Origin of the sequence: Natrinema sp. CGMCC1.2065 (assembly GCF_051225675.1) — an archaeon.
Lineage (GTDB): Archaea > Halobacteriota > Halobacteria > Halobacteriales > Natrialbaceae > Natrinema > Natrinema thermotolerans.
This window is the reverse complement of the sequence record NZ_JBPJSJ010000044.1, coordinates 1-1,065: the sequence shown is the minus strand read 5'-3', so window position 1 is coordinate 1,065 and position 1,065 is coordinate 1. Positions and strand designations below refer to the sequence as shown.

1 rRNA gene is annotated in these 1,065 nt (G+C 56.9%); it reads left to right on the top strand.

Annotated elements, in window-relative coordinates:
• Positions 1-1,065 (top strand): 23S ribosomal RNA (locus ACSBP4_RS19600); the annotation flags it as partial.

The window sequence follows — 1,065 nt, the reverse complement described above, 5'->3', positions numbered from 1 at the left end:
CGGGCAATGTGGTGTTCGGACTGACGATCACTTCCCGAACGGCGACGCGAAGTCTCTTGGAATAGAGTACGAGACAGGGTGACAGTCCCGTACCGTCGACAAGTAAGGAACGAGTCAGCTCCAGAGTATCGGGGGTTGGATATCCCTCGTGAATATCGCGGGCATCGACCGCGAAGACTAAACACTCCTCAAGACCGATAGCGAACAAGTAGCGTGAGCGAACGCTGAAAAGCACCCCACGAAGGGAGGTGCAATAGGGCGTGAAATCAGTTGGCGATGGAGCGACAGGGCACACAAGGTCCCGGACAAAATGAATCAGGTGCGAACCTGTAGTAAGAAGTTTGGGAAGCCGGTGTTCTGTCGTACGTTTTGAAAAACGAACCAGGGAGTGTGCCTGTTTGACGAGTCTAACTCGATCATCGAGGAAGGCGAAGGGAAACCGACATGGCCGCAGTGCTTTGCACGAGGGCCGCCGTGTTCAAGCGCGGGGAGTCAAACGGGCACGACCCGAAACCGGACGATCTAGGCGTGGGCAAGGCGAAGCGTGCCGAAAGGCACGTGGAGGCCTGTTAGAGTTGGTGTCCTACAATACCCTCTCGTGACCTACGTCTAGGGGTGAAAGGCCCATCGAGTCCGGAAACAGCTGGTTCCAACCGAAACATGTCGAAGCATGACCTCTGCCGAGGTAGTTCATGGGGTAGAGCGACGGATTGGGGGACCGCACTCCGAGAGGAGTGTGCCCCCCTGTCCAACTCCGAACCTATGAACGCCGCTTGACGCAGGGAGTCCGGTGCACGGGGTAAGCCTGTGTACCGTGAGGGAGACAACCCAGAGCTGGGTTAAGGTCCCCAAGTGTAGACTAAGTGCGATCGAAGGTGGTCTCAAGCCCTAGACAGCCGGGAGGTGAGCTTAGAAGCAGCTACCCTCTAAGAAAAGCGTAACAGCTTACCGGCCGAGGTTTGAGGCGCCCAAAATGATCGGGGCTCAAGTCTACCACCGAGACCTAGCAGCACCACTCAGACTGGTGATCTCGTAGGTTGGCGTTCTGTTCGGGTGGAAGCACGG